Annotated in this window: 24 protein-coding genes, 1 tRNA gene and 4 pseudogenes; 6 read left to right on the forward strand and 23 right to left on the reverse strand. The window is 70.8% G+C overall.

From position 1 onward, the window contains the following. The first annotated feature begins 127 nt into the window (after window positions 1-127). From ABT078_RS24265 to ABT078_RS24275, 3 genes and pseudogenes are all read left to right on the forward strand, one after another. A complete protein-coding gene (locus ABT078_RS24265; RefSeq protein WP_502981295.1) occupies window positions 128-2,146 on the forward strand; it encodes an ArnT family glycosyltransferase in 2,019 nt (672 codons plus the stop codon). Between the two features lie 57 nt (window positions 2,147-2,203). After that, window positions 2,204-2,524 (forward strand): annotated as a pseudogene (locus tag ABT078_RS24270) (MFS transporter); the annotation flags it as partial. Between the two features lie 70 nt (window positions 2,525-2,594). Further along, window positions 2,595-3,362 carry a TetR/AcrR family transcriptional regulator gene (locus tag ABT078_RS24275; RefSeq protein ID WP_351231092.1) on the forward strand — a complete coding sequence of 256 codons (768 nt, stop codon included), beginning with the start codon at window positions 2,595-2,597 and terminating at the stop codon, window positions 3,360-3,362. Between the two features lie 27 nt (window positions 3,363-3,389). Here the strand turns inward: ABT078_RS24275 and ABT078_RS24280 are convergent, their stop codons facing one another. The 4 genes from ABT078_RS24280 to ABT078_RS24295 form a co-directional block, all read right to left on the reverse strand. Continuing rightward, entirely contained in the window at window positions 3,390-3,854 is a 465-nt protein-coding gene (locus ABT078_RS24280; RefSeq protein WP_351231094.1) for a PPOX class F420-dependent oxidoreductase, read from the reverse strand. Between the two features lie 9 nt (window positions 3,855-3,863). Continuing rightward, window positions 3,864-4,676, reverse strand: coding sequence for a YceI family protein (locus ABT078_RS24285; RefSeq protein WP_351231096.1), 813 nt, complete (start codon window positions 4,674-4,676; stop codon window positions 3,864-3,866). Window positions 4,677-4,774: 98 nt separating this feature from the next. Then, window positions 4,775-7,105, reverse strand: a complete 2,331-nt coding sequence (locus ABT078_RS24290; RefSeq protein WP_502981296.1) for an MFS transporter — start codon at window positions 7,103-7,105, stop codon at window positions 4,775-4,777. A gap of 84 nt (window positions 7,106-7,189) precedes the next feature. Next, a complete protein-coding gene (locus ABT078_RS24295; RefSeq protein ID WP_351231100.1) occupies window positions 7,190-7,639 on the reverse strand; it encodes a MarR family winged helix-turn-helix transcriptional regulator in 450 nt (149 codons plus the stop codon). 202 nt (window positions 7,640-7,841) lie between these two features. On the opposite strand from ABT078_RS24295, the gene ABT078_RS24300 reads away from it, so the two are divergent. Next, a complete protein-coding gene (locus ABT078_RS24300) occupies window positions 7,842-8,060 on the forward strand; it encodes a hypothetical protein (RefSeq protein ID WP_351231102.1) in 219 nt (72 codons plus the stop codon). 54 nt (window positions 8,061-8,114) lie between these two features. On the opposite strand, the gene ABT078_RS24305 is transcribed toward ABT078_RS24300, so the two are convergent. The 9 genes from ABT078_RS24305 to ABT078_RS24345 all read right to left on the reverse strand — a co-directional run bounded on the left by ABT078_RS24305 (window position 8,115) and on the right by ABT078_RS24345 (window position 13,989). After that, on the reverse strand, window positions 8,115-8,879 hold the full coding sequence (locus tag ABT078_RS24305; protein ID WP_351231104.1) for a hypothetical protein: 765 nt from the start codon (window positions 8,877-8,879) through the stop codon (window positions 8,115-8,117). A 346-nt stretch (window positions 8,880-9,225) separates the two neighbouring features. Further along, a complete protein-coding gene (locus ABT078_RS24310; RefSeq protein WP_351231106.1) occupies window positions 9,226-10,122 on the reverse strand; it encodes an RNA polymerase sigma factor SigF in 897 nt (298 codons plus the stop codon). Between the two features lie 234 nt (window positions 10,123-10,356). Next, window positions 10,357-11,190 (reverse strand): RNA polymerase sigma factor SigF, encoded by an 834-nt coding sequence (locus ABT078_RS24315; protein WP_351231108.1) that lies wholly within the window; start codon window positions 11,188-11,190, stop codon window positions 10,357-10,359. Between the two features lie 200 nt (window positions 11,191-11,390). After that, a complete protein-coding gene (locus ABT078_RS24320) occupies window positions 11,391-11,684 on the reverse strand; it encodes a Dabb family protein (protein WP_351231110.1) in 294 nt (97 codons plus the stop codon). Window positions 11,685-11,704: 20 nt separating this feature from the next. Further along, window positions 11,705-11,869 carry a hypothetical protein gene (locus ABT078_RS24325; RefSeq protein WP_351231112.1) on the reverse strand — a complete coding sequence of 55 codons (165 nt, stop codon included), beginning with the start codon at window positions 11,867-11,869 and terminating at the stop codon, window positions 11,705-11,707. Between the two features lie 577 nt (window positions 11,870-12,446). Next, window positions 12,447-12,531 (reverse strand) — tRNA-Ser (locus ABT078_RS24330). A 48-nt stretch (window positions 12,532-12,579) separates the two neighbouring features. Continuing rightward, complete coding sequence (gene tadA / locus ABT078_RS24335; protein WP_351231114.1) at window positions 12,580-13,008, reverse strand: tRNA adenosine(34) deaminase TadA; 429 nt, start codon at window positions 13,006-13,008, stop codon at window positions 12,580-12,582. A gap of 47 nt (window positions 13,009-13,055) precedes the next feature. Further along, window positions 13,056-13,598, reverse strand: coding sequence for a tRNA adenosine deaminase-associated protein (locus ABT078_RS24340; RefSeq protein ID WP_351231116.1), 543 nt, complete (start codon window positions 13,596-13,598; stop codon window positions 13,056-13,058). Window positions 13,599-13,755: 157 nt separating this feature from the next. Then, window positions 13,756-13,989: a hypothetical protein gene (locus ABT078_RS24345; RefSeq protein ID WP_351231232.1), complete on the reverse strand. Its 234-nt coding sequence runs from the start codon at window positions 13,987-13,989 to the stop codon at window positions 13,756-13,758. Window positions 13,990-14,087: 98 nt separating this feature from the next. Here ABT078_RS24345 and upp point away from each other — a divergent pair, with 98 nt between their 5' ends. After that, entirely contained in the window at window positions 14,088-14,723 is a 636-nt protein-coding gene (upp, locus tag ABT078_RS24350) for a uracil phosphoribosyltransferase (protein WP_351231118.1), read from the forward strand. A 122-nt stretch (window positions 14,724-14,845) separates the two neighbouring features. On the opposite strand, the gene ABT078_RS24355 is transcribed toward upp, so the two are convergent. Next, entirely contained in the window at window positions 14,846-15,466 is a 621-nt protein-coding gene (locus ABT078_RS24355) for a LytR C-terminal domain-containing protein (protein WP_351231120.1), read from the reverse strand. Window positions 15,467-15,673: 207 nt separating this feature from the next. Then, complete coding sequence (locus ABT078_RS24360; RefSeq protein WP_003999914.1) at window positions 15,674-15,970, reverse strand: type II toxin-antitoxin system VapB family antitoxin; 297 nt, start codon at window positions 15,968-15,970, stop codon at window positions 15,674-15,676. A 314-nt stretch (window positions 15,971-16,284) separates the two neighbouring features. Between ABT078_RS24360 and ABT078_RS24370 the strand changes: the two are divergent. Then, a pseudogene (locus tag ABT078_RS24370) lies at window positions 16,285-16,710 on the forward strand (helicase HerA-like domain-containing protein); the annotation flags it as partial. Window positions 16,711-16,893: 183 nt separating this feature from the next. Here ABT078_RS24370 and ABT078_RS24375 read toward each other — a convergent pair. From ABT078_RS24375 to ABT078_RS24410, 8 genes and pseudogenes are all read right to left on the reverse strand, one after another. After that, complete coding sequence (locus tag ABT078_RS24375; RefSeq protein WP_351231234.1) at window positions 16,894-18,435, reverse strand: M28 family metallopeptidase; 1,542 nt, start codon at window positions 18,433-18,435, stop codon at window positions 16,894-16,896. 155 nt (window positions 18,436-18,590) lie between these two features. Beyond that, window positions 18,591-19,172 carry an HhH-GPD-type base excision DNA repair protein gene (locus tag ABT078_RS24380; protein WP_351231121.1) on the reverse strand — a complete coding sequence of 194 codons (582 nt, stop codon included), beginning with the start codon at window positions 19,170-19,172 and terminating at the stop codon, window positions 18,591-18,593. Between the two features lie 45 nt (window positions 19,173-19,217). Then, window positions 19,218-19,983, reverse strand: a pseudogene (locus tag ABT078_RS24385) (class I SAM-dependent methyltransferase). A gap of 118 nt (window positions 19,984-20,101) precedes the next feature. Beyond that, window positions 20,102-21,355, reverse strand: a complete 1,254-nt coding sequence (locus ABT078_RS24390; RefSeq protein ID WP_351231123.1) for a YncE family protein — start codon at window positions 21,353-21,355, stop codon at window positions 20,102-20,104. Window positions 21,356-21,482: 127 nt separating this feature from the next. Beyond that, window positions 21,483-22,715, reverse strand: coding sequence for an RNA polymerase sigma factor (locus ABT078_RS24395; RefSeq protein ID WP_351231125.1), 1,233 nt, complete (start codon window positions 22,713-22,715; stop codon window positions 21,483-21,485). Next, window positions 22,712-23,131: a YciI family protein gene (locus ABT078_RS24400; RefSeq protein WP_351231127.1), complete on the reverse strand. Its 420-nt coding sequence runs from the start codon at window positions 23,129-23,131 to the stop codon at window positions 22,712-22,714. Before ABT078_RS24400 ends, ABT078_RS24395 begins: the two co-directional genes overlap by 4 nt. A gap of 109 nt (window positions 23,132-23,240) precedes the next feature. Continuing rightward, window positions 23,241-24,227, reverse strand: a complete 987-nt coding sequence (locus tag ABT078_RS24405; protein ID WP_351231129.1) for a 2-dehydropantoate 2-reductase — start codon at window positions 24,225-24,227, stop codon at window positions 23,241-23,243. 11 nt (window positions 24,228-24,238) lie between these two features. Further along, window positions 24,239-24,661 (reverse strand): annotated as a pseudogene (locus tag ABT078_RS24410) (quinone oxidoreductase family protein); the annotation flags it as partial. Window positions 24,662-24,700: the final 39 nt, after the last annotated feature.

Here is a 24,700-nt window from a genome sequence, read left to right on the forward strand (position 1 = left end):
CCCTTCGGCGTTGTGCGCGACGCACACGTGGCGGCGCCGGGGAACGCGCGGCGGGCGGAACGCGGCACAGGCACAAGCACAAGCACAAGCACAAGACGGCGCGCCGCCTCGCGCACGGGGTGCCCGGCTGTGGCGCGGGCGGCCCGAGGACGCCGCCTGGGTGCGGCCCGCGCTGCTTGCGCTGCTGCTGCTCACCGGGGTGCTGTACCTGTACAACCTCAGTGCGTCCGGCTACGCCAACTCCTTCTACTCCGCCGCCGTTCAGGCAGGCGGCGAGAGCTGGAAGGCCTTCTTCTTCGGGTCGTCCGACGCCGGGAACTCCATCACGGTCGACAAGCCGCCCGCCGCGCTGTGGCCGATGGCGTTGTCCGTGCGGCTGTTCGGGCTCGGGTCGTGGCAGATCCTCGTACCCGAGGTACTGATGGGCGCCGCGACCGTCGGCGTCGTGTACGCGGCCGTGCGCAGGAGGTTCAGCGCGGCCGCCGGGCTGATCGCGGGGGCGGTGCTGGCGCTCACACCGGTCGCGGCTCTGATGTTCCGGTTCAACAACCCGGACGCACTGCTCGCGCTGCTGATGCCCGTGACCGTCTACTGCGTGCTCCGCGCCCTCGAAGGCGCCCGGACGACGTGGCTGGTCTGGGCGGGCGTCGCGGTCGGGTTCGCGTTTCTGACGAAGACCCTGCAGGCGTTTCTGATCCTGCCGCCGCTCGCGCTGGTGTACCTGGTGTGCGCGCCGACGACCGTACGCCGACGACTCGGCCAACTCGCGGTGACAGGAGTGGCGTTGCTCGTGTCCGGCGGCTGGTGGGTGGCCGTCGTCGAGCTGTGGCCGACGTCCTCACGCCCGTACATCGGCGGCTCGCAGACCAACAGCTTCCTGGAGCTCACCTTCGGCTACAACGGTCTCGGCCGGATCAGCGGCAACGAGACGGGGAGTGTCGGAGGCGGTGGTCGGCAGGGCGGCGGCTGGGGCGAGACCGGCATCGGACGGATGTTCAACGAGACCATCGGCGGCCAGATCTCGTGGCTGCTGCCCGCCGCGCTGATCCTGCTGGTCGCGGGGATCCTCGTCACCTGGCGGGGCAGGAGGGCGGACACGGCCCGGGCGGCGTTCCTGGTGTGGGGCGGTTCGCTGCTGAGCACCCTTGCGGTGTTCAGCTTCATGGCGGGGATCTTCCACGAGTACTACACGGTCGCACTCGCCCCCTACATCGCCGCGCTCGTCGGCATGGGCGCGACGGTGCTGTGGGAGGAGCGGGCGCACGTCGCCGCCCGTACCGCGCTGGCCGGCACGGTGGCGGTGACGGCGGTCTGGGCCTACGTACTGCTCGGCCGCACCGAGGACTTCGTGGCCTGGCTGGGCACGGCGGTGCTGGTCGGTGGCCTCGTGGCGGCGGCCGGGCTGCTGTTCGCGGGGCGGTTCGGGCGGCGGCTCGGCCTCGCCGCGGCGGGCCTCGGGCTGGCGGCGGCCCTCGCCGGGCCGGTCGCGTACACCCTGTCCACGGTGAACACCGGGCATCAGGGCTCGATCGTGACGGCGGGCCCGGCGGGCACGCGGGGCGGTCCGGGCGGCGGTGACGGTGGCCGTGGAGGTGGTGGCGCGGGGACGATGCCGCCGGGCGCGGCGGGTCGGATGCCCGGTGGCGGCCAGGGCCAGGCGGGCCAGGGTCGGGGGCAGGGACAGCAGCCGGGCCAGGGCCGGATGCCCGGCCAGGCCGCGCAGGGCGAACGGCCCGGCGGCGCGGGAGGGGGCGGCGGCCTGGGCGGCCTCCTCAACGGCGCGAACGTCAGCTCCGCCGTCGCGGCCGAGCTCGAGCGGAACGCCGCCGACTACACGTGGGTCGCCGCCGCCGTCGGCTCCCAGAACGCCGCCGGCTACCAGCTGGCCACCGAACGGCCGGTCATGGCGATCGGCGGCTTCAACGGCAGTGACCCGTCCCCGACCCTCGCGCAGTTCAAGCAGTACGTCGCCGCGGGGAAGATCCACTACTTCGTCGGAAGCGGTGGCGCGGGCAGCGGCCAGGGCGGCGGGCCCGGAGGGAACAGCGAGATCTCCACCTGGGTCGAGGAGAACTTCACGCAGGTCACGGTGGGCGGCACCACCCTCTACGACCTGACCGCCGAGAAATGGTCCTCTACGACGTAGGAGAACTCCTTGTGCGGTGTACGAGAACGCGTCCCGTACACCGCACAAGGAGTCGGCGTGACCACCACGTCCACGGACAGCCAACTCACGGAAGAGCAGCCCACCGGCCCCACCGGCAGTCACCCCCAGCGCCGGCTCATCCTCGGCGTCATCTGCCTGGCCCAGCTCACGGTGCTGCTCGACAACACCGTCCTCAGCGTCGCCATCCCCTCCCTCACCACGGAACTCGACGCCTCCACCGCCGACATCCAGTGGATGATCAACGCCTACTCGCTGGTCCGGTCGGGCCTGCTGCTCACCGCGGGCAGCGCCGCCGACCGCTACAGCCGCAAGAAGATGCTCACCGCGGGCCTCGCACTCCTCGGGATCGGCTCGCTGACGCACCGCAGGTCGCGGCATAGCATCGGGACCGGGCGGACCGCCCCCGCACGACCGAGGAGGGTACGTCATGGTGTCGGCAGCCGACCGCACGAAGCGCTCGGTGGTGACGAGCGTGTGGCTGGAGGGCAAGGCTTCCCGGGGCCGCAAGGCCGAACAGCCGTCCGGACTCGACCGGGACAAGATCACTGCGGTGACGGTACGGCTGCTCGACGCGGAGGGGCTGGCGAAGTTCTCGATGCGGCGGCTCGCCGCGGAGATGGGCGTGACCGCGATGTCCGTCTACTGGTACGTCGACACCAAGGACGACCTGCTGGAACTGGCACTCGACTCGGTCTTCGGCGAGATGCGGCTGCCCGACCGGGGGCAGGAGCGCGCGGAGTGGCGCGACCAGCTCCGCGAACTCGCAGCCGCCTACCGGGCGTTGCTGATCTCCCACCCCTGGGTGTCTTCGCTCATCGGCACGTATCTGAACATCGGACCGCACTCGCTGGCCTTCTCGGGGACCGTGCAGAGGATCATCCGCAACACCGGGCTCCCGCTGAACTGGCAGGCGGCGGGAATGTCCGCCGTCTTCCAGTTCGTCTACGGCTACGGCACGGTCGAGGGACAGTTCAGGAAGCGGTGTTCCGACGCCGGGATGACGATGGACGCCTTCTACGCGGACGCCATGGGGGCGACCCGAACGATGCCGGAGGTCGAGGAGCTGTTCCAGGAGGCTGAGCAGCTTATGGAGGCGCGAGGCGGGGACACGGTCGAGGAGATGCTCGACCGCGACTTCGACCACGGTCTGGAGCTGCTGATCGCCGGCATCGAGACGATGGTGGCCCGGGCGTAGGAAGTGCCTGCGCGGGCCGGCTCAGCCCTACGGAGCAAGCCGTGCCGGGAAGCCGCCCTTCGCCACGGGGCCCCATCGCACAGGCGTGATCCGGATGATGGACTTGCCCTGCTTGACCATCGCCTCGCGGTACTCCGCCCAGTCCGGGTGCTCCCCCGCGATGTTGCGGTAGTACTCGACGAGCGGTTCCACCGAGTCCGGTGTGTCGATGACCTCCGCCGTGCCGTCGACCTGGACCCAGGGCCCGTCCCAGTCGTCGCTCAGCACGATGATGCTCACCCGCTCGTCGCGCTTCGCGTTCCGCGTCTTCGCCCGTTCGGGGTAGGTCGAGACGACGATCCGGCCCGAGTCGTCGACGCCGCAGGTCAGCGGGGAGCCCTGCGGGGAGCCGTCGGCGCGGCGCGTGAGCAGGATCGCGCGGTGGCGGGGCCGGACGAACTCCAGCAACTGCTCCAGGTCGACAGATGTGTTGCTCGCGATGTTCGGTGCCATACCCGCACCCTAGGGCAGCGGCTCGCCCCGGACCGCCTGGACGTCCAGCTCCACCTTCAGTGTCGTGCCGATGGCCGTGACCCCCGCCCGCACCACCTGGTTGTACGTCATCGCGAAGTCCTCGCGGTGCAGTTCCGCCGTCGCGCGGAAGGCCGCCCGCACCCCTCCCCACGGGTCTCCGCCCGTCCCCAGATACGTCAGCGACAGGTCGACGTCCCGCTCGACACCACGCATCGAGAGCGAGCCGTGCACCGTCCAGCGGTCCGGACCGGCCGCCGTCAGACCGTGGCCGCGGTACGTGATCCGCGGGAAGCGCTCCACGTCCAGGAAGTCCGGTGACCTGAGGTGCTTGTCCCGCAGGCCGTTGCCGGTGTCGATGGACACGGCCTCGATCACCGCGTCCACGCGCGAGCGGGACACGTCCTCCGCGACCTCGATCCGGCCGGCGAAGTCCGTGAACCGGCCGTGCACGCTGGAGATCCCCAGATGCCGGGCGACCGCGCCGACCGACGAGTGCGCCGGGTCCAGCGACCAGATGCCCGGCGTCGGCAGCTCGGCCCCGCCCACGCGGTCGAGCACCACGGTGCCGACGTCGGCCCGGCCGCTCGCGGTGACGAGCGCGGTCGAGGCGTGCGGAGCGTGTCCGACGGCCGTCACGATCGCCGTGTACGGGCCGGGGGGCAGCGTGGTGTCGGCGCGCACGGCGCCGTCCGGGTCCGCCTCCGCCCGCAGCACCTGCGAGCCCGCACCGTCGGTCAGCGTCACGACCGCGTGCCGTACGGCCCAGCCGTCCCGGGTCCGTACCTGTGCGCGAAGCCCCATGTCTCTCCTTGGGTGGGTTGCCGGGGCGGCGGGCCGTCCCTGCCCGCCGCCCCGGCCCCGGGCGCGCCTCCGCTGGAAGCGGCGCCCGGGGGGTCTGGTCACTCGCCGGGGTGGGCGAGTTCGATGTCGTGGCCGTCGATCCCGCGTCCGGCCACGGTGAGCGCGTCCGCCACCGGCGGGTAGCCGGTCGCGATGACCGTGTACGCGCCCGCGTCCAGGTCGGCGAAGGCGTACGCCCCGTCCTCGCCGGTCGTCGCGTTCGCGACGACGTTGCCCGCGGCGTCGATCAGCGTCACCCGCGCGTCGGCCAGCGGCCTCCGCGCGGACCCGGCCCGTACGGTGCCCTGGACCACCGCACCCGCTTGCAGGGCGGCCTCGATCCGGGTCACGCCCTGGCCGCCGATCTCCACGGGGAGCGCCAGGGGCCGGAAACCCGCCGCGTTCACAGCGACGGTCACCGCGCCCGGGACCAGTTCGGCGAAGGCGAAGCCGCCGTCCGGCGCGGACTTGCCGTTGGCCAGGACGTCGCCGCGTACATCGGTGACGACGACCATGGCGCCCTCCACCGGGGCACGGTCGTCGGCGGCGATCACGACGCCCGCCAGCCCGCTCGTGGCGGCGAGCGCGATGTCGTACACCAGCGGCCCGTCCCCGACGACCACGGTGGATGCCTGCGGCTGGAAGCCGTCGGCGGAGGCGATCAGGACGTACGAGCCGGCTTCAGGCGCGTCCAGCGCGTACGAGCCGTCCTCCTGCGCCACGGACCGGCCCAACTGCCGTCCGCCCAGCGAGATCAGGGTGACCGCGGCCTGCCCGACGGGGAGGCCCTCCGCACCGCGCACGACGCCGCGCACGGCGGTGGCCGGGGGGTTCGTGGTGACTGCGGGGGCCGCGGCCACCGCGGCCGCAGACTCGTCCGCCGCAGCCGTGACACCGCTCTTCAGCGCCACCTCCTTGATGAACAGCGTCACCAGGAACGCCAGCAGGGCGAACGGCGCCGCGTAGAGGAAGACATCGGCGACACCGTGCCCGTACGCGCTCTCCACGACGGTACGGACCGGGGCGGGCAGGGTGTCCAGGTCGGGGATGCCTCCGCCGCCCGTGCCGCCGTGTCCCAGCGCCGCACCGCGCGGACCGAGTGCGGCGAAACCCTCCTCGACGTAGCGGGTGACGCGGGTGGCGAGCACGGCGCCGAGCGCCGAGACGCCGATCGCTCCGCCCAGGGACCGGAAGAAGGTGACGACCGACGAGGCCGCGCCGAGGTCCTGCGGGGCCACCTGGTTCTGGGTGGCCAGCACCAGGTTCTGCATCATCATGCCGATGCCGAGGCCCATGACGGCCATGAAGACCGCGATGCGCCAGTACTCGGTGTCGTAGCGGATCATGCCCAGCAGCCCGAGGCCACCGGTCACCAGCACACCGCCGCTGACCAGCCACGCCTTCCACCTGCCGGTCTTGGTGATGATCAGGCCGCTGACGGTCGAAGAGACGAACAGGCCCGCGATCATCGGGATGGTCAGGACGCCCGACCTCGTCGGCGACTCACCGCGCGCCAGTTGGAAGTACTGGCTGAAGAAGACCGTGGCGGCGAACATCGCGACACCGACGAAGAGAGACGCGAGCGAGGCGAGCGTGATGGTGCGGTTGCGGAAAAGCCGCAGCGGGATGATCGGCTCGCTCGCCCTGGACTCGACGATCAGGAAGATCGCGCCGAGGACGACCGCGCCGCCGGTCAGGGCGTACGTCTGCCACGACATCCAGTCGTACTTGTCGCCGGCGAAGGTCACCCAGATCAGCAGCAGCGAGACGGCGGCGCTGATGAAGAGCGCACCCGCCCAGTCGACCTTCACCTGCCGTTTCACGACCGGGAGCTTCAGGGTCCTCTGGAGCACGATGAGCGCGAGGAGCGCGAACGGTACGCCGACGTAGAAGCACCAGCGCCAGCCCAGCCATTCGGTGTCGGTGATGACCCCGCCGATCAGCGGACCGCCGACTGTTGCGACGGCGAACGTCGCGCCGAGGTAGCCGCTGTAGCGGCCGCGCTCCCGCGGCGCGATCATCGCGGCCATGATGACCTGGGCGAGGGCGGTGAGACCGCCGACGCCGATGCCCTGGACGATGCGGCAGGCGATCAGCATGCCGGTGTTCTGGGAGAGGCCGGCGACGACCGAGCCCGCCATATAGATGAGCAGGGCTATCTGGACGAGCGACTTCTTGGAGAACAGGTCGGCGAGCTTCCCCCACAGCGGGGTGGTCGCGGTCATCGACAGCAGGGCCGCCGTGACCACCCAGGTGTAGGCGGACTGGCCACCGTCGAGGTCGGTGATGATCTCCGGCAGGGCGTTGGAGACGATCGTCGAGGACAGGATGGCGACGAACATGCCGAGCAGCAGCCCGGACAGTGCCTCCATGATCTGCCGGTGTGTCATCGGGGCGCCGTTGTCGTCACGCGTCCTGGCGTGGCCGCCCCGCACACCGGTCGGTGTGGTCGTAGCCATGTACTTCCTTGTCTGTTACGTGTGCGTGTGGGCGGTCCGGCAGTCCCCGAAGGAGGTGCGGAGGCGGGCCAGCAGCGCATTCAGCCGTCCGACATCGTCGTCGGACCAGTCGTCGAGGTGATGGGCGAGCATGTCCGCGGTGCGCCGGCCGAGGTCGTCGACCATCTCCTCGCCCGCGGGGGTGAGCCGCAGGATGCGGGAGCGGCGATCGTCCGGGTCGGGCGAGCGCTCGATCCAGCCGCGGTCCGCGACGTGCGCCACGTGCCGGCTGGTGACGGACATGTCGACGGCGAGCAGCTCGGCGAGCCGGCTCATCCGCATCTCTCCGTACCGGTCGAGGAGTGCGAGCACGGCACCGGATCCGGCGGGGCACTCGGCCGGGAGCAGACGTCCGATGCCGCGTTTGACGGCGCCTATTCCGCTGATCTGCCGGGCCAGCTCTTCGTACTGGCTCCGATCGGCCATGGGCACCCCTCAGATCTTGTTGCTTAGGGCAACCATAGGAATGTTGGTTGCTGAAGGCAAACGAAAACGGGCCTCAGGGAGTAAAGGAACCCAAAAGGCTTTGCATGTGCGAGGTCATGGTGCGGACATGTTGGGGGTATGTCGCGAGGGCGGTGGGCCGGGGGTTGGGGGAGGTCACCCGGGTTCGCTAGGGTCCTGCCCCATGGCACACAACCCCCAAGCCCCCCAAGGTCCCGAGGGCAATTACGACCCCGCGGGCAATACCCAGATGTTCCGCGCCTTCGTCGACGAGGGTGCGCAGCAGCACGGCGGCCGCGCGGCGGCGCCCGCGCCGGCGGCCGGTCCGCGGGTCGGACTGATCCTCGGTGTCGTCGCCGTCATCGCGATCCTCGGCGCGGTCGCCTGGCTCGCCCTCGGCTGACACCACTTCTCCGGTACGCGGGTACGCAGCACGTTCCGTAGCCGCCCCACTCGGTTAGTACTCGGCGCGCACGTCCTGCGTCTCGATGTGCATGCCGAGCGGCACACGCCAGGACTCGACGCACACGGTGTACGTCCGGGTCTTCGCCGCGCCCGCGGAGATCGGCGCGGGCAGCGGCTGGGCCGACTCGACGGTCGCCCAGTCGATGCCGAGGGCGCCGATGATGTGCGTCTCGAACGTGACGCTGCCGGACCGCACGGGCGAGCCCCCGGTGTTCCGGAACTCCAGCGTCACTTTCTCGCACCAGCGCTGCTCCGTGATGTCCCGCACGAGGTCCACGATGCTCAGTAGCGCGGGCCCGGGCGGTGTCGCAGGAGGCGTGGTGCCGGGTGCGGTGGGGCCCGGCGGGGTCGTCCCCGGGATGGTCGGTACCGGTGCGCCTCCCGTGCCGGTGGACGGCGGGGTGGCCGGCCCGGTGCGCCCGGGTGCCGTGGGCGTGCCCGCGTCGGTGCCCGGTCCCGCCGTGCCCGTACCGGCGCCCGTTCCTGTGTCCGTACCTGTTCCCGTACCCGTGCCGGCGCCGGTGCCGCCGCCGGACGGGCCACCGGCGGAGGATGTCCCCGCGGGCGGAGTCTGTCCGTCCAGGGGATGCATCTCGACCTCGCCCGACGGTGCCACCGCATCGGCCGGCCCCTCCTCGGGCCCGGCCCCGACGGCCACATAACCGCGGCCGTCGCCGCCACCTCCGCAGGCGGCGAGCACCCCACCGAGGCAGAGCGCGACCCCCGCAAGTCCGTATCCGACCTGTCGACGTCGCATCGCGCCAGTCTGTCTGACGGCGCGTCAATTAGGAAGCGGTCGGCGGAGACCGGCGCGGGGGCGGGTGCACTTTCCTTGCCCCCGTCCTCGCCCCTTACCGAAGCAGGGCTCTGCCGCAGGACCCCGCGCCTCACCCATCGACGTGGCTGGACGGGGGGACCTCGCCCCGGGCCCGTTCCCCTGCACCCCGGCGGGTGCAGGGGGCTCAATCCGAGCCGTCCGAGCGGTCGGGTTCCTCTTCGAGGCCGTCCGCCGTCCGAGCGCGGCCCGGGCCCGCCGGAGGTGTCGGGGCGCCCGGGGCCCCCGGCGGTACCGGGGGCCCCGGCGCACATGCCCGGTGGGCGCGTCAGTCCGCGATCAGGCCCTCGCGCAGCTGCGCCAGCGTGCGGGTCAGCAGGCGCGAGACGTGCATCTGGGAGATGCCGACCTCCTCGCCGATCTGCGACTGCGTCATGTTCGCGAAGAAGCGCAGCATGATGATCTGGCGCTCCCGCGGCGGGAGTTTGGCCAGCAGCGGCTTGAGCGACTCGCGGTACTCGACGCCCTCCAGCGCACTGTCCTCGTAGCCCAGACGGTCCGCCAGGGAACCCTCGCCGCCGTCGTCCTCGGGGGACGGGGAGTCGAGGGACGAGGCCGTGTACGCGTTGCCGACGGCGAGACCGTCGACGACGTCCTCCTCCGACACGCCGAGCACCGCCGCGAGTTCGGGCACCGTCGGGGAGCGGTCGAGCTTCTGGGCCAGCTCGTCGCTCGCCTTCGTGAGGGCGAGTCGCAGCTCCTGCAGCCGGCGCGGCACCCGCACCGACCAACTCGTGTCGCGGAAGAAGCGCTTGATCTCGCCGACGACGGTCGGCATAGCGAATGTCGGGAACTCCACGCCCCGTTCGCAGTCGAACCGGTCGATCGCCTTGATCAGCCCGATCGTGCCGACCTGGACGATGTCCTCCATCGGCTCGTTGCGGCTGCGGAAGCGCGCCGCCGCGTACCGCACGAGCGGCAGATTGAGCTCGATGAGGGTGTCGCGTACGTACGTACGCTCCGGGCTGTCCTGGTCCAGAGCGGCCAGCCGCAGGAAGAGGGAGCGGGAGAGTGTGCGGGTGTCGATGGCTTCCGGGGCCGCCGACGCTTCCGAGGCTTCCGGCGCCGCCGGGGCCGGAAGCGGCACGGGCTCCGGAAGGACGTCGGGCGAGGGAGCGCTCGACTCGCGCGTGAGCACCTTTGAGCTGCCCTGTTCTGCGGACATGCCACCCCCTGGAGGTCGCGGACGGTCGCGTGGGCCGCGACCATCGGAGGAACGCAGCCTCCACCTGAATACCGGAGGTGGGGCCGCGGCAAACGCGGTTCCCGCAGAATGTCACATGTCGGCAACACGCTGTAGTGACATGTCGACAACGAAGCGTCAGATCAGCGCAGGAAAAAGGGTGTCTGCGGCTTTTGTGCGCTGGGGAATGGGCTGAAAGGGGTCTACCCGTTTCGGTTACGCCTCGATCCTGTTTGCGGATCTCAATCGCGCGAAGCTCCGGGCGAGGAGCCTTGACACATGCATCTGGGAAACCCCCAGTTCCGCGCTGATCTGGGACTGCGTCAGATTGCTGTAGTACCGGAGAAGCAGGATCCGCTGCTCACGTTCGGGCAGTTGTACGAGTAGATGACGTACGAGATCGCGGTGCTCGACCCCGGCCAGCGCCGGGTCCTCGTAACCGAGCCGGTCCAGCAGTCCGGGCAGCCCGTCGCCCTCCTGCGCGGCCTCCAGCGAGGTGGCGTGGTACGACCGGCCCGCCTCGATGCAGGCGAGGACCTCGTCCTCGGAGATCTTCAGCCGCTCGGCGATCTCGGCGGTCGTCGGGGAGCGTCCGTGTGCCGTGGTCAGGTCCTCGGTCGCGCCGTTGACCTGCACCCAGAGCTCGTGCAACCGGCGCGGCACGTGAACGGTCCGTACGTTGTCCCGGAAGTACCGCTTGATCTCGCCGACGACGGTGGGCATCGCGAAGGTGGGGAACTGGACCCCGCGGTCGGGGTCGAACCGGTCGATCGCGTTGATCAGGCCGATCGTGCCGACCTGGACCACGTCCTCCATCGGCTCGTTGCGGCTGCGGAAGCGGGCGGCGGCGTACCGCACGAGCGGCAGATTGGCCTCGATCAGTGCCGCCCGCACCCGTGTGTGCTCGGTGGTACCCGGCTCCAGGTCCTTGAGCTGGGCGAACAGGACCTGGGTGAGCGCTCTGGTGTCCGCGCCCCGGCTCTGGGGTCTGGCGGCCGGGACCTCGCTCTCGTTCTGGGGTGGCACTTGAGGCGCAGTACTGGCCGGCACGGTCACGCCACCCCTTCACGGTTCGAACAGCGGATCGATCTCGGTCAACTCATCCGTCAAAAGCGGTCATAGCATCACAAGACATGTCCACTGTGTGCAAGCACCGCATAACTCCGTGTTGAGGGCAAGTTGGGGCACCAGCAACGAGGCCCCCCACCGATTCGGAGGGAGGCCAGGGGGAGTCGGGGGCGGCAGGCGGCTCAGAACTCGTAGTCGGCGATCACCCACGTGGCGAACTCACGCCACTGACCGGCGGCTGCCTGATGGGCCGGGTGTTCGAGGTAGCGCTTGAGGGTGTCCTCGTCCGCGACCGCCGAGTTGATCGCGAAGTCGTAGGCGATCGGCCGGTCGGTGATGTTCCAGGCGCACTCCCAGAACTCCAGTTCGGGGACGATTCCGCCGAGCTCCTGGAACGCTCGCACGCCGGCGACGACGCGGGGTTCGTCGCGCCGGACGCCCTCGTTGAGCTTGAACAGGACCAGGTGGCGGATCAAGGGAAGCTCCTCGTGTCGAGCTAGTTGACGAGCTCGGTCATGAACTCTCCTACGCCTTGAGCGGCGCTCGAAATGCCCTCGAACCCTACCCCGACCAGGTCGGCCGCGCGCTCGGGGGAGTTGATGATCGTGTACAGGACGAAGACGACGACTATGTAGAGGGCGATCTTCTTCGTTTGCACCATCGGTCCTGCCTCCCCTGCGGCCCCTGTGAAGTCGCGTGAGTCTAACTGAGCCTTTATGGACCAAGGACCCGGAGATCCGGGCCCTTTGCCCGGCCCGGTAACGGTGCCCACCGGCGCAGGATGGGAGATGAACCCGGAGGATCCGGCAGGAATCCGAAGGGTGAGGAACCGGCCCCCACTGCGGGGATGCCGTGCCGCGTGCTTCCCCCCGAGAGCGGCCCGGGTCCGGGCGGACCGGTTCTCCTGGGGGAGCGGCTTGTCCCCCCGATGCCGCTCCCCCGAGCCTCCTCTTCCTCCTTCTCTCCTCGGGAGGCGGCAGAGGCGGCGAACGGCAACCGCAGCGCGGAAGGGCCCCGGTATCGAACACCGGTGGCCCTTCTGCGCGCGGCAGCGGAGGGTTCGAACCCTCGGCAGCTTGCCGCTCTTGAGGTCTGTTCTGTTCGTGCTGGTCGGACGATGATCCCGACTCGTTCACCGGCGTTCACGCCACGCCGGAGAGAACCTCGATCTGAGACGGAAACCGATACGGAAGATCGCGAAAGGGCGGCCCCATCGGGACCGCCCTTTCGTCTACCAGCGGTAGCGGAGGGATTTGAACCCTCGGTGACTTGCGCCACACTCGCTTTCGAGGCGAGCTCCTTCGGCCGCTCGGACACGCTACCGGGAGAGAGCTTAGCCCAAGGTGGGCCGTGCTCTGAAATCGATATGGATCAGCGGTCCCGGAAGAACGCCGACAACTGCTCCGAGCACTCCGCCTCGAGCACGCCGAGGATCACTTCGGGCCGGTGGTTGAGCCGTCGGTCCCGTACGAGATCCCACAGCGAGCCGGCCGCACCCGCCTTCTCGTCCCGCGCGCCGTAGACCACCCGGTCCACGCGGGACAGCACCAGCGCGCCCGCGCACATCGTGCACGGCTCCAGCGTCACGACGAGGGTGCAGCCGGTGAGCCGCCACTCCCCGCGCCGGGACGCGGCCCTCCGGAGCGCGAGCACCTCCGCGTGCGCGGTCGGGTCACCGGTCAGTTCCCGTTCGTTGTGGCCCGTGGCGAGGACCGATCCGCCCGCGTCCAGGACAACGGCGCCGACCGGTACGTCACCGGCCTGCGCCGCCCGCGCCGCCTCCTTGAGGGCGAGACGCATGGGCGCCTCCCACGGAGCACGTACGGGGTCCCCGGCCGCCTGGGTCACTAGCGGACGGTCTCCAGCACCTCGGCGGCGCCCAGCGCGTCGGCGATCTCACCGAGCGCCTCCGTGCCGAGGGCCAGCAGCTCCTTCTCGGACATGCCCAGGTCCGCGAGGATCTCGCGGTCGCCGGCCGGCCCGGCCGGGACGAACTCCGCCGAGACCGACGTCTCCTCCTCTTCCTCCTCCTTGTCGTCCACGACGGCGGGCTCGCCGTCCTCCGTACCGTCGAGGTCCAGCGAGTCCAGGTCGGCGTCGTCGTCGTCCTGGTCACCGCCCAGCAGTTCGTTGGTGAGGATCTCCCCGTACGACGAGCGGGCGGCCGCGGCCGCGTCCGAGACGTAGATACGAGGGTCGTCCTCGCCTTCCACGCGGACGAGGGCGAACCATGCGTCCTCCTGCTCGATGAAGACGAGCACCGTGTCCTCGTCCACCGAGGCTTCGTGGGCCAAGTCGGTCAGGTCCGACAGGGTCTCCACATCGTCGAGCTCTGTGTCGCTCGCTTCCCACCCGTCTTCGGTGCGCGCGAGCAGTGCGGCGAAGTACACCGTGACTCTCCCACTGATCAGAGTTGTGACGACCGGCGGTGCGCTTGGTGCCCCGCCCTTTCGGAATCGTGACAGAAACAACGGCCTTGCGAGAGGTCTTCCGGCGTTGCGTCGTGCACGCGTTCAGTCAAGTGCTCGCACAGTCGCGCACTCGGGCTCACCAGCGGAAGGCTCGCATCCGCATGGCTTGGCGCATCCTGGCGGCCCGAGCCCGTCGCGGCTGGACGCGGTCACGCAGCGCCTTGGCCTCGTTCAGTTCGCGCAGGAATTGGGCGCGCCGCCGGCGTCGCTCGGCGTCGGCATCGGCCTCCTGCTCTCGTTCCTGCTCCTGTTCCGTCCATGCCCGCGGGTCCGGCGGATCCCGCGGGTCCTGATGTTCCCGGTCCGGCATCGGCCACACCACCTCGGTGCTGGAAGGGGTACGTCCCACCTTCCCTCCGAAGCGCCCGTTGATGCCAGGGGGTGGCGGCTCCCGGCTACTGTTGGCCCATGCGGATCCACGTTGTCGACCACCCTCTGGTGGCGCACAAGCTCACCACCCTGCGCGACCAGCGCACCGATTCCCCCACCTTCCGGCGGCTCGCCGACGAGCTGGTGACCCTGCTCGCGTACGAGGCCACGCGGGACGTGCGCACCGAGCAGATCGACATCCAGACCCCGGTCGCGCGGACCACGGGCGTCAAGCTCTCCCGCCCGCGCCCCTTGGTGGTGCCGATCCTGCGGGCCGGGCTCGGCATGCTCGACGGCATGGTGCGGCTGCTGCCGACCGCCGAGGTGGGTTTCCTCGGGATGATCCGCAACGAGGAGACCCTCCAGGCGTCGACGTACGCGACGCGCATGCCCGAGGACCTCTCCGGCCGCCAGGTGTACGTCCTGGACCCGATGCTGGCCACCGGCGGCACGCTCGTGGCGGCGATCCAGGAGCTGATCAAGCGCGGTGCCGACGATGTGACCGCGGTCGTGCTGCTGGCGGCGCCCGAGGGCGTCGAGGTCATGGAGCGCGACCTGGCGGGCACGCCGGTGACGGTCGTCACGGCCTCGGTCGACGAGCGGCTCAACGAGCAGGGCTACATCGTCCCGGGCCTGGGCGACGCGGGCGACCGGATGTACGGCGCGGCGGAGTAGCTCACACGCGATTGCGCCCGGCACCGCGCGGGCCGTACGCGGTAGTGCGCGGCCGACGGGACGTGCCAGTGACCAGGAGCGGCTGCTCGGTGAGCAGCCGCTCCTGCACGTACGGGCCGCTCTCAGCAGGTCGTGGCCGGCTTCGGCGGGGTGGCCAGTGCAGCCAGCGCCTTGTCCGACGCCGGTTTGGCGGTGAGCGTCTTGAAGGCGGTGCCCAGGATCAGATCGACGTCCGCGGTCTTGCGGGCGTCCGTCCTGAGCTGGGTGCCCGCGAGCTGTGTGGCGAGCACCCGGAACGATCCGTCGTTCGCCGCGGCGGCGCCCAGCAGTATCGCCGTGCCGGGGACCTTCTTGTCGTACGCCGCCGGGGCATTGCCCACCTTGCCGATGGCGAACCCGCGTTTGCGCAGCTCGTCGGCGGTGGCCTTGGCGAGTCCGCTGCGCGGGGTCGCGTTGTAGACGTTCACCGTGATCCGGGCCGGTTTCGGCGGGAGGGGCGCGGCGGAGACCGCCGCCCGGGGTTTGCAGGACGCCGCTTCGGTGCCTGCCGTGGCCTTCTTCCCGCCGCCCGAGAACACATCGATGAGCTGCAGCGTCCCCCAGCCGCCGAGGCCGAGGACGGCCCCGGCGGCGACGACTGCGAGCACGATCCTGCGACGGCGTCGAGGGCGGCGCATGCGTGGATACGCGTTGCCCGTAATGCGGTACTTTCCGCCCATGCCTGGGGGAGTGAGCATGCTCATGGGCGCAGCGTAGTGCGGTCGCGCGGCTGTGCCTACTAAACGATCATCGCACTGCGTCCGTATGGGTCGGAAACTCCGCCCGTACGGGTCGGAAAACGCTTCGGAGGGCGCAGGGGAGCGGTGCCCGCGAGGGGCGGCCGGCCGTCGGTCCGCCGGGGAGCCGGGTCAGCCGTCCGGTGGAGAGCCGGGCGGGCCGACGCCAGGCTCTCAGTCCAGCTCCAGCACGCGGGCGTGCAGCACCTGGCGCTGCTGGAGCGCCGCGCGCACGGCGCGGTGCAGCCCGTCCTCGAGGTAGAGATCGCCCTGCCACTTCACGACGTGGGCGAACAGATCGCCGTAGAACGTGGAGTCCTCGGCGAGCAGGGTCTCGAGGTCCAGCTGACCCTTGGTGGTCACGAGCTGATCGAGGCGGACCGGGCGCGGCGCGACGTCCGCCCACTGCCGGGTGCTTTCCCGGCCGTGGTCGGGATACGGCCGGCCGTTGCCGATGCGCTTGAAGATCACACGGAAAGCCTACCGGGCAAGCGGCAGTCGGCGCAGCCAGGCGGCGCCGGTGCGATGCTGGTCAAAACCCCGCAAACCCGGAATAGGGGCCCTCTCATCAGCGAGCCCGAGCTGTCACCGACCGCCCCGCAGCCCGCCGGTTCGCCGCATGCCGGGGTGCTTCCCGCCGAGGCCGGGGAGATCGCGGCCGGTTACGCCGTCCTGGGGCCGGAGCTCGACCTGGTGCGCTGCTCCGGGACGGGCAGTGCCGTCCGCAGGCGCAGATCCGGATTCCGCTGGGCATGCTCAACCGCCACGGTCCGGTTGCCGGGGCCACCGGCACCGGCAAGACCAAGACCCTCCAACTGACGGGTGTGCCGACGCCGGTGGCCGTCACCCGGCTGATGGCGCCGCAGTCGCTGATGGGGCCGATCGCTGCGGAGGCGATGGACCGGGCGGTGAAGTCGTCGGTGCTGTACGCCCGTTATGAACAGGCTGTGGACCGCGAGTCGGCGTACGAGCGGCTGACGGCCGAGCAGCAGGCTGCGGTGGAGGCGGCGCTGCGAGCGGCGCGGGAGGCGGAGTCGGCGAAGGAGGCGGCGAAGGAGTCGGCCCGCGGGGCCCGCGCTCCGCGTCGTGACGAGTCCGTCGTCGGGCAGGTCATGGGCAGCGGTCTCTTCAAGTCCCTCGCGCGCTCGGTCGGCACGCAACTGGGCCGTGAGATCTCCCGCTCCCTCTTCGGCACGTCCCGCCGCCGGTAGGGGCCTCCAGCCCTCACCGGGGCTCCGCCTCGGCCCCTCCCCACGCCCTGGCGGGCGTGGGGAGGACCTCCACCTCGATCGCCGGAGGGCTCACAAGGAGCCCGTCCGGCGATCGAGGACGGACACGCGGGTCCGCTGGACGGTGCCGGGGCCGATGGCCCGCCTCTCAAAAGGGCGGAGGGGCTACTCCGTGACCTCGTGGCCGTGGCCGTCGTGGAGACCGCCACCGCTGCCCTCGTCGCCGTCCGTCGGGACGGTGGTGACCGGCTTGCGCAGCGAGCTCAGGTCCTGGGTGTAGGTGCCGACCGCGTTGGCGATGACGTCGATGTTGACGTCGAACGCCTTCATGCTGACGTTCTTGATGTCGTCGCACTTGGCGTGGTAGCACGGGTCGTACGCGACCCCGGCCGTGCCGCCGAACTTCTGAGCCTGCGCGGCGGTCTTGATGCCCTCCGCGCCGGTGAAGGTGCCGCCGGACGGGATGCCGACCGCGATGAACGGGCCGTAGTCGGAGCGACCGGTGAAGTCCGTGCCCTCGTGCCGCGCGCCCACCTTGTCCATGAACTCGTTGATGTCGCGCTCGAGCTGAGCGGAGCCCGCCGGGCCCGCCGGCGCGCCGACACCGTCCGAGTCGTCGCCGTCGTACACGAACAGCCCGTAGTTCGGCGACGCGATCATGTCGAAGTTGAGGTAGAGCTTGATCTCCTTCTTGCCCAGCTCGCTGAGGTTCGCGACGTAGTGGTCCGAACCGAGCAGGCCGTTCTCCTCCGCGCCCCACCAGGCGAAGCGCACCTTGTTGGCGGGCCGCTTGTGGGACTCGGCGAGCTCCAGGGCGACTTCGAGCAGACCGGCGGAGCCGGAGCCGTTGTCGTTGATGCCGGGGCCGGCAACGACGGAGTCGAGGTGGGAGCCGAGCATCACCGTGTTGGCGGCATTGCCGTGCTTGGTCTCCGCGATGACGTTGCGGGTGGTCCGCTTCTCCTGGAGCTGGCGGATCTCGAAGTCGATGCTCACCGGCCCCTGCGCGAGGTCCGCGGCGAGCTTCTCGCCCTCGGCCAGCGTGATGCCGCCGGTCGGGATCTTGCCGGCCTCCGGGCCGCCGAGGGTGCCGGAGAGCACGCCCTCGGTGTTGTTGTAGATGACGGCGCCGAGCGCGCCCGCGGCCGCCGCGTTCTCCTGCTTGACGGCGAAGGTGCAGCCGCCGCGCTTGATGAGCGCGATCTTGCCGGTGAACGCCCCGGAGGCGAAGTCGCCGGGTTCACAGCCGGTGGTGCCGTCGGCGTCGACGGGGGCGGCGACCAGGTCCGCCTTCACACCGCCGACGGGCGTCGACTTGGTGTACGTCATGGCCGATATCGCGACGTCGCGCGGCGCGGGCGAGACCACCGACAGCCTCTCGGCCTTCGTCTCGGTGTAGAAGAACTCGAAGTCCTGGTACGAGACGTTGTACCCGGCCTTCTTCATCAGCTGGTACACGTACGCGGCGGACGCGTCGTGGCCGAGCGTACCGGCGGCGCGGTTGCCTCCCGCGCTGTCGGCTATCTGCTGGAACTTCTGCAGGTGCTTGAAGGCGTCCTTGGCGGACGACTCGCGAACCAGCTTCTTGGAGAGCTTGGCCGCTTCCTTGGCCGCTTCTTTGGCAGGGTCATGCCGGTGGGCGGTTGCGGGGGAGGCGGATGCCAGCAGGAGCGGGGTCGCGAGTGCGGCTGCGGCCAGGGTGGCCACGGCTCTGCGATGGGTTGCGTTCACAGAGGTCCTTCCCGAACGAGGTTGAGGGGAAGTTAGCGATCTCTGAGGGCTCTGTGAACAGTTGTGCCGCAACTCACGTGATATTTAGCAGCATTGACATCAAGTTGTACGTCTTCGGGCGTAGACGTAGGTCATTTCGCGGGCTTTGCCGCCCGCTTCATCTCCTGCTTGTACGAACGCACCTTGGCCAGCGACTCGGGGCCCGTGATGTCGGCCGCCGAGCGGTACGAGCCCGCCTCGCCGTACGGTCCCGCCGCCTCCCTCCAGCCCTCGGGCGTGACGCCGAACTGCTTGCCCAGCAGGGCCAGGAAGATCTGCGACTTCTGCTTGCCGAATCCGGGCAGCGCGTTCAGCCGTGCGAGCAGCTCCTTGCCCGTCTTCGCGTCCCGCCACAGGGCCGTCGCATCGCCGTCGTACTCGTCCACGAGGTACTGGCACAGCTGCTGGATCCGCTTCGCCATGGACCCCGGGTAGCGGTGCACGGCCGGCTTCTCGGACAGCAGCGCGACGAAGGCCTCCGGGTCGTGGGCGGCGATCTCGTGGGCGTCCAGATCGTCGGTGCCCAGGCGCTGGGCGATCGTGTACGGGCCGGAGAAGGCCCATTCCATGGGGACCTGCTGGTCCAGCAGCATGCCGATCAGGGCGGCGAGCGGGCTGCGTCCGAGGAGTTCGTCGGCTTCGGTCTGCTGGGCGAGGTGAATAGTGGGGCTCATGCCCCGATGATGACTCCGGCGCGGGCGCCACGCACGTCCCGTGGGTCAGCCGGGCTTGCGGGCGTCGATCAGGAAGCGGGCCGTGCGGGCGACGGACGGGCCCTCGGCCTCGATCCGGTCGTGGAGCTCCCGGAGGCGGTCGCGGTACCGGGCGACGGTGAAGCCCGGGACCATCCAGACCACCTTCCGTCCGCAGGAAGTAGATCACCGCGCCGATGTCGAAGAACTCGGTGCGCAGCGACTCCGACCGCAGGTCGGTGATCTCCAGGCCCGCCGCCTCGGCGGCCGCCCGTGCGTCGTCCGGGTGACGGCCGCGGCGTACCTCCTCCGGCTGCGGTCCCAGGAAGTACTCGACCAGCTCGAAGACGCCGGCGGGGCCGACCTGCTGGGAGAGGTACGTGCCGCCCGGGCGCAGCACGCGGGCGATCTCGTTCCACCGGACGGTCACCGGGTGGCGGCTGACGACGAGGTCGAAGGCCCCGTCGCCGAAGGGGAGCGGCGGCTCGTCGGTGTCGACGACGACGGCCACGCCCAGCGGATGGAGCAGCCGGGTGGCCCTGGCGACGTTCGGTGGCCAGGACTCGGTGTCCACCATGAGCGGCGGCAGTTCCGGCGCTCCGGCGAGGACCTCCCCGCCGCCCGTCTGGATGTCGAGGGCGGCGGACGCCCGCGCCAGCCGCTCGCTCATCAGGCGCTGGTAGCCCCAGGACGGGCGCTGCTCGGTGGCCCGGCCGTCGAGCCACGAGAAGTCCCAGCCGGCCACGGACACGGACTCGGCCTCGGCGACGAGGTGGTCGAACGTGCGGGTCATGCCCCGATGGTCGCGCCCGGCCGAAGCGTCCGCCACACATTTCCGGTGGGGGCTCCCGGGTTCTCTGCGTTCCCCTGCGATCCCCCCACCGGGTGTGCGTCCTCGGACGCCGCGGAGGCTAGTCCCGACCTGCCGAGGGACCCGTCCAGTCCGCGGCCACATGGCCGAGCCGCACCCGCTGCGGGTGGTCGCCCACGGCGACGGACGCGACCTTCCGCCCGGTGGCGAAGTCGATCGCGGTGACCGTGTCGGAGCCGCTCTCGGAGATCACGCAGGACTTCCCGTCACCGCTCACCGTCGCCCAGTACGGCTTCGACGCCGTGACGAGCGGACCCTCCTGGAGCGTCGCCCGGTCGACGACCGTGGCGTAGTCGTCCATCGTCCCGGCGATGCAGAGCTTGTCGCCCTTCGGGCTCATCGACATGCCGTGGTGGCGCGAGTCGTTGACCCAGGTCGTCCGGTCCTCGCTCGTGGCCGGGTTCTTCGGGAGCGTCTTCTGGCGGGTGATCCGGTCGGCGGCGACGTCGTACTCGAGGAAGCCGTTGAAGAACGACACCTGGAAGTAGAGCTTGGACTCGTCGGGCGTGAACGCCACCGGCCGTACCGCGTCGGACAGGTCCTTGCGCCCGAAGGCGTCCAGCCGCTCCCGCATGTCGATCACCTTCACGGTCCGGTACGTGTCCGCGTCCACGACCGTGATCTTCCGGTCTCCCTTGGTCCAGTCGAGGAGCGGATCGTCGAGCGCTGTGTTGACCTCGCCGATGGCCGAGTTCCAGATGTGCCTGCCGTCCGCCGTGAAGACGTTCTCGTGCGGCTTGTCGCCGGTCTTGAACGAGCCGGTCTGGCGACCGGTGGCGATGTCCAGCACATGCACGGTGTTGGAGGTGGACGCGGACACGGCGACCCGCTTGCCGTCCGGGGAGACGGCCATGTGGTCGGAGCGGTAACCGGACACGGGGAAGCGCCAGTTGACCTTGTTGGTCGCGACGTCGATCGAGACGACGTCGGCGAAGCTCGGGCGGGAGACGACGACGGCCGACCCGTCGGGCGTCGAGTACATGTCGTCCACGTACTGGTCGTGGCCCTCGCCCACGGTCATCCGTATTCCGAGGAAGTAGGCGAGCTTCACGGGATTGAGGTGGATCTCCAGCAGCCGTTCGTCCTTGTCGGGGACGACGTTCACCCGGCCGATCTTCGTGAGGGCTCCTGACGATTCGAGTACGTCGGCGGTTCCTTCCCAGTTGTTGCCGACGAACAGCACTTCCCGGAGCCCGTCCGGGTTCGTGGCCGACGCCGCCGGGGCGGCGGACGTGACGGTGACCGCGAGAGCGGCGGCCACGGCGGTGATGGCAGGCGTGAGTGCGGTCTTCACGGCGCGCTCCTGAAGGTGTGGGGCAGGAGGGAGACAGAAACTTACTGCGCGGTAAGGTACTGGCGGGTCAGATGAATGGCCATAGTCCGTTCCCGACTTCCGTTCCCGACTTCCTCGGGCCCCGTGTTCAGGGGTTCAGCCGGGCCGCCCGCATCCGGAGGTAGCGGGTCTCCGGGACGCTGAGTGTGTGCTGGGCCGCCCGCTGGTACGCCGCCCGCGCGCCCTCCCGGTCCCCGGCCTTCTCCAGCAGATGGGCCCGTACGGCGTCGAGTCGGTGGTGGCCCGCCAACCGGTCCACCAGCTTCGCCACTTCGGCGAGCCCCGCCTCCGGCCCGTCCACCATGGCCACCGCCACCGCCCGTCCCAGCTCGGCCATGGGCTCCGGAGCGCGGTGCACGAGCACGTCGTACAGGGCGCGGATCTGCGGCCAGTCGGTGTCCTCCGCACGCGCCGCCTCGTCGTGGAGCGCCGCGATCGCCGCCTGCAACTGGTAGGCGCCCGCCGGCCCTTGGACCAGGGCCTCCTCCACCAGCGCCGTGCCCTCGGCGATCGCGTCCCGGTCCCAGAGCGCCCGGTCCTGCTCGTCGAGGGGGATCAGCTCGCCGTGCGGGCCGGTGCGGGCGGCACTGCGCGCCTCGGTGAGGAGCATGAGGGCCAGGAGTCCGGTGACCGTGCCGTCGTGCGGCAGCAGCCTGCGTACGGCACGAGTCAGCCGGATCGCCTCCTGGGCCAGGTCGGCGCGGTGCAGGGCGGCGCCGGACGAGGCCGTGTAGCCCTCGTTGAAGATCAGGTAGAGGACCTGGAGGACCGCCGCGAGCCGCTGGTCGCGGTCCTCGGGCCCCGGCCGGCGGAAGGGCACGCCCTTGATCTTCGCCTTGGCCCGGCTGACGCGCTGGGCCGTCGTCGCCTCGGGCAGCAGCAGCGCTCGGGCGATCTCCGCGGTCGTCAGACCGCCGACGGCACGCAGGGTGAGCGCGATCTGCGCGGCGGGCGTCAGGTCGGGATGGCAGCAGAGGAACAGCAGCGTGAGGGTGTCGTCCTCGGACGGCGCCCGGCCCTCACCGGGCGGCCGGGCGATGAAGGCGTCCGGGGGTGCCAGCTGCGCGGCGGTCTCCTCGCGGCGGCGCCGCGCCTCGTCGCTGCGCAGCTGGTCGGTGAGGCGGCGCGAGGCCACCTTGATCAGCCAGCCGCGCGGATTGTCCGGCACACCCGCCTCGGGCCACTGCTGCGCGGCGGCGAGCAGCGCCTCCTGTACGGCGTCCTCGGCCGGGCCGAAGTGCCCGTACCGGCGTACGAGCGCGCCGAGGACCTGCGGCGCGTGCAGGCGCAGCAGGTCCTCGATGCCGTTCGCGCGCGTCACGGGCGCAGGTCGCCTCCGCTTCCGTCGATCGGGCGGATGACCACCGGGTAGTCGGGCGTGCCCTCGGGCTGGGGGCACTGCACGATGCGCGCCGCGATCTCCGTGACCCGGTCGAGGCTCTCGCAGTCCAGCACCCAGTAGCCGCAGAGGAGTTCCTTCGTCTCGCCGTACGGCCCGTCCGAGATCACCGGCCTGCCGTCCTCGCCCGCGCTCACGAAACGGGTCTGCGCGGGCTCGACCAGGCCTTGCCCGTCCACGAGCTCACCGGACTCGGCCAGGTCGTTGTTGACGGCCTCCATGAAGGAGAACATCGCCTGCAGGTCCTTCTCGCTCCAGGCGGGGCTGTGCTCGGAGCCCTTGCCGCGCATGGCGTCGTAGTCGGCCTGGCTCGCCTGGACCATCACCAGATACTTCATGGTTTCGCTCCCTCGGGTGCGGGGCCGCCCCTTGTGGGCAACTCTCACAGGGGACGTCGGAGCGGACGACGGTTTCTCGACACGGCGCGGGAAGTTTTTTGCCCCGATGTCAGGAGGTGCTGCGCGACGCCTCCTCCCGCAGGCGCAGCACCTCGTAGAGGACGCTGTTGACGGGCGTCGCCGTCCCCGTCCGCTCGCCGATGCGCACGACGGCACCGGTCAGGGCCTCCAGCTCGGAGGGCAGCCCGGCGACGAGGTCGCGGTGCAGCGACGTCGTGCCGGCGGCGGGCTGCTGGTCGAGGAAAGCCATCGACGTCGGGACGACATCGTCCGGCAGTTCGACGTCCATCGCCTGCGCCACCTGCCGGATCTCGGTCATCGCGGCCACGAGCAGCTGCCGCGTACCCGGCCGGGTGCGCAGTAGCCCGAACGGGACGTCCGTCACGGCGCCGAGGCCGCCGGGCGGCACGACGAACAGGAACTTGGCCCAGAGCTCGGCCCAGATGTCCTCGGAGACGACGGCGGTCACGCCGTCGGCCGCGTCGAGCGCGGCCTGCAGCCGTGCGACCCGGCCCGTCGGCCGGTTGTCCCACTCCGCGAAGGCCAGCAGGCCGGGTCCGCCGAGATGGCGTACGCGACCGGGTCCGTCGAGATGGGCGATGATCTTCGCCGTACCCGGCAGGACCGCGTCCCGGCCGATGGCCCGCGCGACCTCGGCGGGCGCCTCGACGCCGTTCTGGAGCGTGACGACGGCGGTGCCGGTCCCCAGGAGCGGGGGCAGCGCGTCGATGACGGCCGCCAGCTGCCACGTCTTCACACACAGGAGGACGTAGTCCACCTCGCCGATCTCCGCGGTGTCGTCCGTCGCCCGGGCCGACGGCACCGTGAAGTCGCCTGCCACGCTCTTCACGGCGAGCCCGTCGCGCCGGAGCGCTTCGAGGTGGGCGCCGCGGGCGACGAAGGCGACGTCGTGTCCGGCGAGCGCGAGGCGGCCACCGAAGTAGCCGCCGATGCCGCCCGCGCCGACGACCGCGATCCTCAGCGGGCCCGTGGAGCCTGTGGAGCTCGTGGGACCCGTGGAGCTCGTGGAGTTCACGGCGCCACCTTCAGCAGGAGCTTGCCGGTCGAGGTGCGTCCGCCCATCAGGGCGTGCGCGGTCGGCAGCACGGTGGGCAGTGTGGCGGCGGTCCGCAGGTCCACCCCTTCGGGCAGCGGGAACACGGTGGCGGCCGGTACGGCCACGACCTCGGCGTACGCGCCCGCGGCGGTGAGTGCGGCGACCTCCTGCCCCGGGCGCAGGCCCGTCACGCCCGTGCCGACGGCTCGGATCCGGCCCGAGACCTCCAGACCCGGGACGTAGGGCAGGGCCTCCACCCGGTAGCCCTCGGCCCGTGCCTTGAGATCGGCGAAGTTCACGCCCGCGTAGGCGACGTCGACGGTGACCTGGCCGGGTCCCGGATCGGGTGCGTCGGTCGTCACGACCGTCAGCACATCGGGACCGCCGTACTCGTGGATCTCGACCGCACGCACAGAAGCACACGCCCTTCGAAGAGTGTTCAATGGAAGTCG

It is taken from the genome of Streptomyces sp. NPDC002133, assembly GCF_040296405.1.
GTDB lineage: Bacteria > Actinomycetota > Actinomycetes > Streptomycetales > Streptomycetaceae > Streptomyces.

Excerpts from the sequence above, each read along its gene's own strand:
- ABT078_RS24275 (WP_351231092.1), top strand. The coding sequence starts at position 2,595 with ATGGTGTCGGCAGCCGACCGCACGAAGCGCTCGGTGGTGACGAGCGTG.
- ABT078_RS24280 (WP_351231094.1), bottom strand. The coding sequence starts at position 3,854 with ATGGCACCGAACATCGCGAGCAACACATCTGTCGACCTGGAGCAGTTG.
- ABT078_RS24285 (WP_351231096.1), bottom strand. The coding sequence starts at position 4,676 with ATGGGGCTTCGCGCACAGGTACGGACCCGGGACGGCTGGGCCGTACGG.
- ABT078_RS24290 (WP_502981296.1), bottom strand. The coding sequence starts at position 7,105 with ATGACACACCGGCAGATCATGGAGGCACTGTCCGGGCTGCTGCTCGGC.
- ABT078_RS24295 (WP_351231100.1), bottom strand. The coding sequence starts at position 7,639 with ATGGCCGATCGGAGCCAGTACGAAGAGCTGGCCCGGCAGATCAGCGGA.
- ABT078_RS24300 (WP_351231102.1), top strand. The coding sequence starts at position 7,842 with ATGGCACACAACCCCCAAGCCCCCCAAGGTCCCGAGGGCAATTACGAC.
- ABT078_RS24305 (WP_351231104.1), bottom strand. The coding sequence starts at position 8,879 with ATGCGACGTCGACAGGTCGGATACGGACTTGCGGGGGTCGCGCTCTGC.
- ABT078_RS24310 (WP_351231106.1), bottom strand. The coding sequence starts at position 10,122 with ATGTCCGCAGAACAGGGCAGCTCAAAGGTGCTCACGCGCGAGTCGAGC.
- ABT078_RS24325 (WP_351231112.1), bottom strand. The coding sequence starts at position 11,869 with ATGGTGCAAACGAAGAAGATCGCCCTCTACATAGTCGTCGTCTTCGTC.
- tadA (WP_351231114.1), bottom strand. The coding sequence starts at position 13,008 with ATGCGTCTCGCCCTCAAGGAGGCGGCGCGGGCGGCGCAGGCCGGTGAC.
- ABT078_RS24345 (WP_351231232.1), bottom strand. The coding sequence starts at position 13,989 with ATGCCGGACCGGGAACATCAGGACCCGCGGGATCCGCCGGACCCGCGG.
- upp (WP_351231118.1), top strand. The coding sequence starts at position 14,088 with ATGCGGATCCACGTTGTCGACCACCCTCTGGTGGCGCACAAGCTCACC.
- ABT078_RS24355 (WP_351231120.1), bottom strand. The coding sequence starts at position 15,466 with ATGAGCATGCTCACTCCCCCAGGCATGGGCGGAAAGTACCGCATTACG.
- ABT078_RS24380 (WP_351231121.1), bottom strand. The coding sequence starts at position 19,172 with ATGAGCCCCACTATTCACCTCGCCCAGCAGACCGAAGCCGACGAACTC.
- ABT078_RS24400 (WP_351231127.1), bottom strand. The coding sequence starts at position 23,131 with ATGAAGTATCTGGTGATGGTCCAGGCGAGCCAGGCCGACTACGACGCC.